Source organism: Aureimonas sp. D3 (assembly GCF_001463805.1).
Lineage (GTDB): Bacteria > Pseudomonadota > Alphaproteobacteria > Rhizobiales > Rhizobiaceae > Aureimonas > Aureimonas ureilytica_A.
The window spans coordinates 1-8,874 of the sequence record NZ_BBWM01000088.1 but is presented as its reverse complement, the minus strand read 5'-3'; the positions used below and the strand labels follow the sequence as shown (position 1 = coordinate 8,874).

General features: G+C 64.2%; 8 protein-coding genes and 1 tRNA gene. 3 read left to right on the top strand and 6 right to left on the bottom strand.

Annotated elements, in window-relative coordinates:
- Window positions 1-76 precede the first annotated feature (76 nt).
- From AUL36_RS22730 to aroA, 6 genes are all read right to left on the bottom strand, one after another.
- The gene (locus AUL36_RS22730; RefSeq protein ID WP_192843899.1) at window positions 77-538 is read right to left on the bottom strand and encodes a hypothetical protein; all 462 of its coding nucleotides are present in this window, start codon (window positions 536-538) and stop codon (window positions 77-79) included.
- Window positions 539-914: 376 nt separating this feature from the next.
- Entirely contained in the window at window positions 915-2,612 is a 1,698-nt protein-coding gene (rpsA, locus tag AUL36_RS22725) for a 30S ribosomal protein S1 (protein ID WP_058598855.1), read from the bottom strand.
- A 245-nt stretch (window positions 2,613-2,857) separates the two neighbouring features.
- A complete protein-coding gene (gene cmk / locus AUL36_RS22720; protein ID WP_058636912.1) occupies window positions 2,858-3,487 on the bottom strand; it encodes a (d)CMP kinase in 630 nt (209 codons plus the stop codon).
- Window positions 3,488-3,631: 144 nt separating this feature from the next.
- A complete protein-coding gene (locus AUL36_RS22715) occupies window positions 3,632-4,735 on the bottom strand; it encodes a serine hydrolase domain-containing protein (protein WP_062224510.1) in 1,104 nt (367 codons plus the stop codon).
- 69 nt (window positions 4,736-4,804) lie between these two features.
- Window positions 4,805-5,257 carry a hypothetical protein gene (locus AUL36_RS22710; RefSeq protein ID WP_062224508.1) on the bottom strand — a complete coding sequence of 151 codons (453 nt, stop codon included), beginning with the start codon at window positions 5,255-5,257 and terminating at the stop codon, window positions 4,805-4,807.
- The gene (gene aroA / locus AUL36_RS22705) at window positions 5,254-6,606 is read right to left on the bottom strand and encodes a 3-phosphoshikimate 1-carboxyvinyltransferase (protein WP_062224506.1); all 1,353 of its coding nucleotides are present in this window, start codon (window positions 6,604-6,606) and stop codon (window positions 5,254-5,256) included. The genes AUL36_RS22710 and aroA overlap by 4 nt, the downstream gene beginning before the upstream one ends.
- Before the next feature lie 372 nt (window positions 6,607-6,978).
- Between aroA and AUL36_RS22700 the strand changes: the two genes are divergently transcribed.
- The 3 genes from AUL36_RS22700 to AUL36_RS24085 all read left to right on the top strand — a co-directional run.
- A complete protein-coding gene (locus tag AUL36_RS22700; protein ID WP_058598850.1) occupies window positions 6,979-7,401 on the top strand; it encodes a TIGR02300 family protein in 423 nt (140 codons plus the stop codon).
- Window positions 7,402-7,774: 373 nt separating this feature from the next.
- Window positions 7,775-7,850 (top strand) — tRNA-Ala (locus AUL36_RS22695).
- 191 nt (window positions 7,851-8,041) lie between these two features.
- Window positions 8,042-8,874, top strand: an 833-nt coding sequence (locus AUL36_RS24085; RefSeq protein ID WP_156418545.1) for a TIR domain-containing protein, incomplete at its 3' end; no start/stop codon positions are given.

Genomic DNA, 8,874 nt, shown 5'->3' with positions numbered 1-8,874 from the left:
GGGCGAAGCCGTTCCATCTGCTCGTCCGTCAGCCAGTACAGATCGCTCATATCCAGTCCCCCGGACCGAGCCTAAATCAGACGGCACGCCTCAAATCAATGGGTCCTGACCCTAGGGGCGTATCATCCTTCAAAAGGATTTCCCCCATCGTATAGTAGAAGTTCTGCGGGCGGCACCAATCGACGAAGAACTCCGTTTCGGCGATGTCGAAGTCTCGCGAGATTTCCTTCAGATTGGCTTCGGTGAGGGCACGGCCGGGTGTGAAGAGCGAACCATTGGCATGGAATGGGTTCAAGGCGTGGTAGTGCTCGTTGTAGCGTTCGAGCATACCCGCACCATAGCCCTGGAAGGGAATGACCTCTGTTACGACCGGGGCTGATCGCGTAGCGCCGGAATTATAATGAAGATAAAGCGCGCCGGCGTGTGATCCGAACTGCTCGATCAAAGCCGTCAGAACCTCGTCCCAGAGTTCGGGCCTCCCGGACGCCTCCACGATCAGATCGTGAAGATCGTCCTCCCTGTCGTCATGGCTCGCCATGAATTTCCTTAAGGTGAACGATCGATCGTTACAGAAACGACCGATCCCCCTTCGGTCGCGCTGCGCATTGCGTTCGGGCATGGGTGGGGTTTTGCTTACGCGCCCCTGCGTCAGTGTCGTCCCGATGGAGCAGGAATGCAACTCAGCTGAGAAGGATGCTCCAAGATTCCATCGCGGATGGTATTCGAAATCGAACTGATCCATTCCTCGCGTCGGCACGATCGTGGCCGCGTCACCCGATCATTCAGGGGCGGCCACGAAAAAGCCCGCGCCGATCTCTCGGCGCGGGCTCAGCGTTCGATCGGGCCGGGCCGCCGGTGGGCGGCCCTTGCCTTCGATCGGGCCGGGCCGCCGGTGGGCGGCCCTTGCCTTATGATTACTGCTCTTCGCGGTTCTTCATCGCGGCGGCGAGGATGTCGCCGAGCGAGGAGCCGGAGTCGGTCGAGCCGTACTGGGCCACGGCTTCCTTCTCTTCGGCGATCTGCATCGCCTTGATCGAGACGGCGATGCGACGAGCCTTCTTGTCGAACTGGGTGATGCGAGCATCCACCTTCTGGCCGACCGAGAACTTCTCCGGACGCTGATCGTCGCGATCGCGGCCGAGGTCGCTGCGGCGGATGAAGCTGGTCAGATCGGTATCGGCGATCTGGACTTCGATGCCACCCTCGTTGACGGCCGTCACTTCGCAGGTGACCACCGAGCCGCGACGCATGTCGCCGCTCTCGGCCACAGCGGTGAACGTGTCGCCGCCGACCTGCTTGATGCCGAGCGAGATGCGCTCCTTCTCGACGTCCACGTCAAGAACCTGCGCCTTGACCATGTCGCCCTTGTTGTACTCGTCGATGACCTGCTCGCCCGGACGGTTCCAGTCGAGATCCGACAGGTGGACCATGCCGTCCACGTCGCCGTCCAGACCGATGAAGAGGCCGAACTCGGTCTTGTTCTTGACCTCGCCCTCGACGATCGTGCCGACCGGGAACTGGTCGCGGAACGCTTCCCAGGGGTTCTGGAGCGTCTGCTTGAGGCCGAGCGAGATGCGGCGCTTGACCGGATCGACTTCCAGGACGACCACTTCGACTTCCTGCGAGGTCGAGAGGATCTTGCCCGGATGGACGTTCTTCTTGGTCCACGACATCTCGGAAACGTGGATCAGGCCTTCGATGCCCGGCTCCAGTTCGACGAAGGCGCCGTAGTCGGTGATGTTCGTCACGCGACCCGAGACCTTCACGCCCATCGGGTACTTGACGCCGATGCCTTCCCAAGGATCCGCCTCGAGCTGCTTCATGCCGAGCGAGATGCGGTGGGTTTCCTGGTTGATGCGGATGATCTGGACCTTTACGGTCTGGCCGATCTGCAGGATTTCGGTCGGGTGGTTGACGCGGCGCCACGCCATGTCGGTGACATGGAGCAGACCGTCGATGCCGCCGAGATCGACGAACGCACCGTAATCGGTGATGTTCTTGACCACACCCTCGACGACCTGACCCTCTTCGAGGTTCTGGACGATCTCGGAGCGCTGCTCGGCGCGCGACTCTTCGAGAACCGTGCGGCGCGAGACGACGATGTTGCCGCGGCGCTTGTCCATCTTGAGGATCTGGAACGGCTGCGGGGTGTTCATCAGCGGACCGACGTCGCGGATCGGACGGATGTCCACCTGCGAACGGGGCAGGAAGGCCACGGCGCCGTCGAGGTCGACCGTGAAGCCGCCCTTGACCTGGTTGAAGATCTGACCTTCGACCTTCTCGCCGGCGTTGAACTTGACTTCGAGCTTGACCCAGCTCTCTTCGCGGCGAGCCTTGTCGCGCGACAGAACGGCTTCACCGAGGGCGTTCTCGATACGCTCGACATAGACTTCGACCGTGTCGCCGACCTTGAGCTCGGTGCCGCTCTTGCCGCCGAATTCCTTGAGGGCGACGCGGCCCTCGACCTTGAGGCCGGCATCGATGACGGCCATGTCCTTCTCGATCGCGACGACCGTTCCGCGGACAACCGAACCTTCGGCGATATCCTGATCGTGGAACGAGGCTTCGAGAAGCGCGGCGAAATCGTCGCGCGAGACTGCTGCGTTGGACATTCGTTCTCCTTGAGGCTCCTCTCCGTGAGAGGAGCGGCGCGCCGGGGTTCGCGTTTCGTGTACCGCTGGCGGTCCCGCCCCGGTGCCGATCCGCTCTGGATCGATCATCGAGGCTGACGGGCAAGGCCCGTTTCGGCGCGGTGGACCGGCCTTCGGCGATGGTTCGTTCACATTGAATACGTTAAAACCGCGCGTTTCCAACCCCTAAAGGTTCGAAAGCGGCGGCCTGACGTCTTCGTGTTCCGTTAATGTGGCGCAGCGTCGATGATTGCGCAAGCGGCCCGGAACGCATCCTCTATACCCAGTTCGCTCGTATCCAGCAAGCGCGCGTCGGCCGCTGGTTTCAACGGCGCGACACTGCGCCCGGCATCGCGCCGGTCGCGCTCGCGCACCTCGGTGAGGATGGTTTCGTAATCCACGGGCCGGCCCTTGGCGAGCAACTCGTCCGTGCGCCGGCGCGCGCGCACTTCCGGCGAGGCGGTGACGAAGAGCTTCACCGGCGCATCGGGGCAGATCACCGTGCCGATGTCGCGCCCGTCGAGAACCGCGCCGCCGGGCTGCGCGGCAAAATTTCGCTGGAAGGCATCCAAGGCCTGACGCACGGGCGGATGGGCGGCGACGCGCGAGGCGAGTTCTCCGGCCTCGTGGCCGCGCAGCGTGCCGTCGTCGAGATGCGAGGGCACGAGATCGCGCGCCACCGCCCCGGCGGCCTCGGGATCGTCCAGATCGACGCCGCGCTCGCGCGCCAGGCGCCCGACCGCGCGGTAGAGAAGCCCGGTGTCGAGGTGGGGCAGGCCGTAATGGGCGGCGAGCCGCTTGGCGAGCGTGCCCTTGCCGGCGGCCGCCGGTCCGTCGATCGCGATCACGAGCGCCATGGTCCCTCTTATGCTTCGGCGCGCGACAGCTGCGCGCGCTTCTCCTTCTTGCCGTCAACGAAGGTCAAGCTCAACGGCTCCCGGCCTCGGTCCGCGGATTATCCCAAGGCGGACATGGCTTTGGCTGAAAAAGAGGTCTGACATTCAGCCGTCATAGAGGGCGCGGCGCAGCGCCAGCGGAAACGCGCCTTCGCCGCCATAGAGCGCGGTGTTGGTGAGCGAGACCATCGCGATGTCGCTCGCGGGGTCGATCGACCAGATATGGCCGTAGATGCCGCCCCAGCTATTGGTGCCCGCCGGCCAGGGCAGCTCGGCCAGGGCCGGGTCGATCGTGGTGGAGCCGAGATAGCTGAAGCGCTTGCCCGGTGCCTGCTCGATCTCGCCCGTTTGGTTGGCGAGCGCGCGGCGCACTGTCTCCGGCTGGAGGATCGGCCCGCCGCCGGACAGAATGGCCGTGAGGAAGCGGATATAGTCGGGCGCGGTGGTCGCCATGCCCGCGCCGCCGGACTGGAAGGCGGATGGATTGAGAATGCGGGACGGCGAGAAGGTGAGCTGATCGCCCCAGGGGCTCGCCATCACATGCGGCTCGCCCATACGCACGGGTTCATCCTCGCCGTCGCCATAGGGCACCGCGAGGCGCGCGGCGTCGACCGGTGGAAAATCCGTGTCCGCCATCCCGAGCGGCCCGGTCACATGCGCGCGCACGGCCTCGGCCAGTGTCGAGCCGTGGACGGCGGCCGCCACCGCACCCAGCACGTCCGTCGCCATGGAATAGGCCCAGGCCGTGCCCGGCTCGTAGGCGAGCGGCTGGGCGGCGATGCGGCGCAGCGTCTCGTCCAGCGTCACGGCCGTGTCGGGCAGGCCCGAGGTGATCGCGCGGTCGCGCGGATAGGAATAAGTGAGACCCGCCGTATGGGTCAGAAGCTGCGCCAGCGTGATCGCCGGCTCGCGGCCGTCCGCGAGTTTCGGCCGGAAGGTTGGCAGAAACTTCGTCACGGGGTCGGAGAGCGCGAGCCGTCCCTTGTCGGCGAGCGCCAGGATCGTGGCCGCCACCAGGGGCTTGGTCAGAGAGGCCGCGCGAAACAGCGTGTCCTCGCGCATCGGAATGCCGGCTTCCCGATCGGCCAGCCCGGCTGCGCGGCGATAGGTGATGGCTCCACCCTCGACCACCATCACGACGGCGCCGACGAGGCGGCGCGCCGCGATGGCCTCATCGATCACCCGGTCGATGCGTTCGGCTCGAATCATGATGGATGTCCTCCCCGGCGCTCATTGTGAGCCCAGACGGGCGGGGGGCTCAAGCCTGCGCGGGGGCGCTCAACCCTCGTCGTCCTCGGGTTCGGCGCGCGCCGCGCGCTCGCGGAACCCGGCCGCGCCGGAGCGGGACGGCTGGTGCTCCAGATGCTGGAACCAGCCGAAGGCCACGGCGATCAAGGCGAAGCATCGTCCGAAAACGAAGGGGATCGCTACGAAGAACAGAATGCCCGCGATCGACCCCATGAGCCAGAGCGCCGAGATCGCGGCGCGAAGGGTGCCGCTGGCGGTCCGGACCAGCCATTCGTCCAGCTCCGAACCGGAGAAACGCAAGGCGAGCGACAAGGCGACGAGCGCCGGCAGCAGGAGTTTGGCGGCCATGATGCGAAGGGCCGAGCCGCCGTCGCGGCGCGCCTGCGCATGAACACGATGCGCGAGGCTTCGCCCGTAGAGAAAGGCGAGGGGGCCGAAGATCGCTAGAAACAGCGCGAGAACGGCCCCTTCGAAGATCGTCACTCCGCCGGCTGGAGTTCGCCGCCGAGCGTCGCGATCAGTCCCTCGAATTCGGGGAAGCTCGTCGCGATCATCGTGGCGTCATCGACGCTGACGGGATGCTGGCTGGCCAGACCCATGATCAGGAAGCTCATGGCGATGCGGTGGTCGAGATGGGTTTCGACCCGCTCGCCGCCGAGGCCGGAACCATCGGGGCGGCCGGTGACGCGCAGCCAGTCCTCGCCTTCCTCATGCACGACGCCATTGGCCTTGAGGCCGGCGGCGACGGCGGCGAGGCGGTCGGATTCCTTGACGCGCAGCTCGTCCAGCCCCTGCATCAGCGTTTCGCCTTCGGCAAAGGCGGCGGCGACGGCCAGCACGGGATATTCGTCGATCATGGACGGCGCGCGCGACGCCGGCACGGTGACGCCGCGCAGCGCGGAATGGCGCACATGCAGGTCCGCCACCTCTTCGCCGCCCGACAGGCGCGGGTTCACGGCCTCGATGGACGCGCCCATCTCGCGCAGCGTCTCGATCAGGCCCGTGCGGGTCGGGTTCATCAGCGCGTTCTCGATCACCACGTCCGAGCCCGGCACGAGCAGCGCGGCCACCACGAGGAAGGCCGCCGAGGACGGATCGCCCGGCACCACGAAATCCGGCACGCCCTTCAATTCGCCCTGGCCTTCGAGGCGGATGGTGCGGGTGCCCGAGGCGTCCGTCTCGACCGAGACCTTCGCGCCGAAGCCGTCCAGCATCCGCTCGGTATGATCGCGCGTCATGATCGGCTCGATCACGGTGGTGACGCCCGGTGTGTTGAGGCCGGCCAGCAGCACGGCGGACTTCACCTGCGCCGAGGCCATGGGCACGCGGTATTCGATCGGGGCGGCGACGCGCGGGCCGCGGATCGACAACGGCAGCCGGTCCTTGGAGCGCGCCAGAACCTGGACGCCCATCTGGCGCAAGGGGTCGAGCACGCGGCCCATGGGCCGACGCGAGAGCGAAGCGTCGCCCACGAAGGTCGTGGTGAAGTCGTAGGGGCCGACGAGACCCATGGTGAGGCGCGAGCCGGTGCCCGCATTGCCGAAGTCGAGAACACCCTCGGGCTCCAGAAGCGCGCCGTTGCCCACGCCGTCGATGATCCAGGCCTCGCCCTCGCGCTCGATCCGGGCGCCCATCTGGCGCATGGCGCGGCCGGTGGCGATCACGTCCTCGCCTTCCAGAAGGCCGGTGACGCGGGTGCGCCCGGCGGCGAGGCCGCCGAACAGAAAGGCGCGGTGCGAGATCGACTTGTCGCCGGGCACGCGCACGCGCCCAGAAAGGGCGCCCTTGCGGCGGCTCTGGAGGGGGCGGGGGGCGGCGGCGTGACCCGTCATGGCGGCTTCGTCCTCGTCGCGAGCCGGGGCGCTTGGGCCTGCTCGTCTTCTCCTGAAATCTGTCTGCCGCTCGCCTACCATCCAAACCGCGCGCAGGGGAAGAGCCTAGGCCCGCGCCGGGGCGGGAGGGGCCGGGCGCGATGGCGGCGGCCGGACGCTCGCCCTGCAGGACGACACCATGCGGCGGCGCGGATCGACTTCCGGGACACGCGGCAAATGGCGTCGCTTTGACAAGCTCCGGCGCAGGCCGTATGGGACCTTCCGCTTTTTCCTACCCCTCGACCGGCCGGCCTTGCGGCGATATGGGATGACCCGGCCCGGTCGGCGCCCGACACATGCGGGCGATCCCGCTCCCTTTCGAAAGGCGAACCCATGGCGAAACAAGAACTCGGCACGAAGCGCGTCGACCCGGAAACGGGGCGCAAATTCTACGACCTGAACAAGGACCCGATCGTCTCTCCCTATACCGGCAAGTCCTATCCCCTGTCCTTCTTCGAGACGGTGAAGGCTTCGCGCAGCCGCGTCCAGCAGGAGGAAGAGACCGAAGAGCAGGAAGTCACCGAGGTCGCGGAGACCGATGAGGAGACGGTCTCGATCAACGACGTGGAAGACGAGGAGGGCGGCGCGACCGCGCCCAAGAACGATCTGCCCAATGTCGATGGCGACGAGGACGACGATGTCGTGGACGACGACAGCGACGATGACGACGACACGTTCCTGGCCGACGACGAAGACGAAGACGACGACATGACCGACATTATCGGTGGAGGTCGCGACGACGAGGACGACGTCTGATCTCCGGCGCAGACGCCGCGCGCGGCGCGGGTTCGTAACGCGATGAGAAAGGGAGGATCGGCCGATCCTCCCTTTTTTCTTGTCTTCGACCCGGTTCCTTGTTTTTGACCCGGCCTCGCCAAACCAAAGGGCCGATGATTCGAGCCGGCAGACCTGTCGATCCCTGGCGATTCGCCACGCGCGGAGCCGTGGAGACTCACAGTCGGTCAGCCAAAAACCAAGTCATGACAGAGGCTTGACGGTCCGATTTCACTTTCGTGTCGGCGCCTCGATTTTTTCGCTTGCGTTCCCCCGGGCCTTCTCCTAGAAAGCGCTCACACCAGATGCGGGGCCGGCCCAACGGCCCTGACGAGGTTGCCACGAAAGTGGCACTGGGGCCATAGCTCAGCTGGGAGAGCGCTTGAATGGCATTCAAGAGGTCGTCGGTTCGATCCCGATTGGCTCCACCATCTTCTTCAACGCCTGAAATCTATAAGCAATAACAGTAGCTTAGGCGACTGAGTTTCGCTTATGCGTACCCGATTAAGTACCCCAGCGAAGTACCCTACAGTTACTCACTTGCAGAGAGAACCTTGTTAGGGTTCCATTCCGTAGACTTGCGGCGATAGACTGTGCAAGGCTTCGGTGTAGGGGAGAAAATATGCCGCGCGTTTTTATCAGTTGGTCGGGAGCGGCCAGCCACAAGGTTGCTGTGACACTTCACACATGGCTTCCTGTTGTCCTGCAATCCGTTAAGCCATTCATCTCTTCTGAGGATTTGAAGAAAGGCGGACGTTGGGTCGCTGATCTGAGCGATGAGCTTGAGAAGGATAGCTTTGGCATTCTGTGCCTTACGGCCAGCAATCTGACGGCTCCTTGGGTACTATTTGAAGCTGGCGCACTCTCGAAGTCAGTGGGGGACAGTCATATCGCCCCCTTCCTAGTGGGTGTGAAGCCTTCGGAATTGCCGCAACCTCTTACTCAGTTCAACGCGGTTCTCTCCAATAAAGCTGATTTCAAAAAGCTCGTAAGGGACATCAATGCTAGCAGTTCTTCCGAGACCGTTGAGCAAGACCGGATTGATAAAGCCGTCGACGCTTGCTGGAATAATATTGAGAAAGAGCTAACAGAAGCGGCAGAGCCTACTGTTGAGCAACAGAAGCCAACGGACGCACCTCCAGCCGAAATGCTCGAAAGATTCGACGACATTCTGCAAGAATTGCTAACATTGAACAGAAGCCAATCATCGTTGCTTGGCTCACCTGATAAACTTTTACCTCGCGACTACATTAATTTTGCTATTAGAGCGTCCAATGAGAGGTCCGGCATACCCTCGGAAAGACACGCTGTGTGGCGTGATATTATAGAAAGTGTTGGAGAAGTGAAATTGGCTTTAAGAGATCCGGCGGGCGTAGACCTACCCCGAGCGGTGGATCGAATGCTTATACCCTTGGATTTTATACTTCGTCGGCTGGAGCGGGCCAATCCTTACAC

What these genes read in the sequence shown, in the direction of transcription:
- AUL36_RS22730 (WP_192843899.1), bottom strand. Translation starts at nt 538, where the DNA reads ATGGCGAGCCATGACGACAGGGAGGACGATCTTCACGATCTGATCGTG.
- rpsA (WP_058598855.1), bottom strand. Translation starts at nt 2,612, where the DNA reads ATGTCCAACGCAGCAGTCTCGCGCGACGATTTCGCCGCGCTTCTCGAA.
- cmk (WP_058636912.1), bottom strand. Translation starts at nt 3,487, where the DNA reads ATGGCGCTCGTGATCGCGATCGACGGACCGGCGGCCGCCGGCAAGGGC.
- AUL36_RS22715 (WP_062224510.1), bottom strand. Translation starts at nt 4,735, where the DNA reads ATGATTCGAGCCGAACGCATCGACCGGGTGATCGATGAGGCCATCGCG.
- aroA (WP_062224506.1), bottom strand. Translation starts at nt 6,606, where the DNA reads ATGACGGGTCACGCCGCCGCCCCCCGCCCCCTCCAGAGCCGCCGCAAG.
- AUL36_RS22700 (WP_058598850.1), top strand. Translation starts at nt 6,979, where the DNA reads ATGGCGAAACAAGAACTCGGCACGAAGCGCGTCGACCCGGAAACGGGG.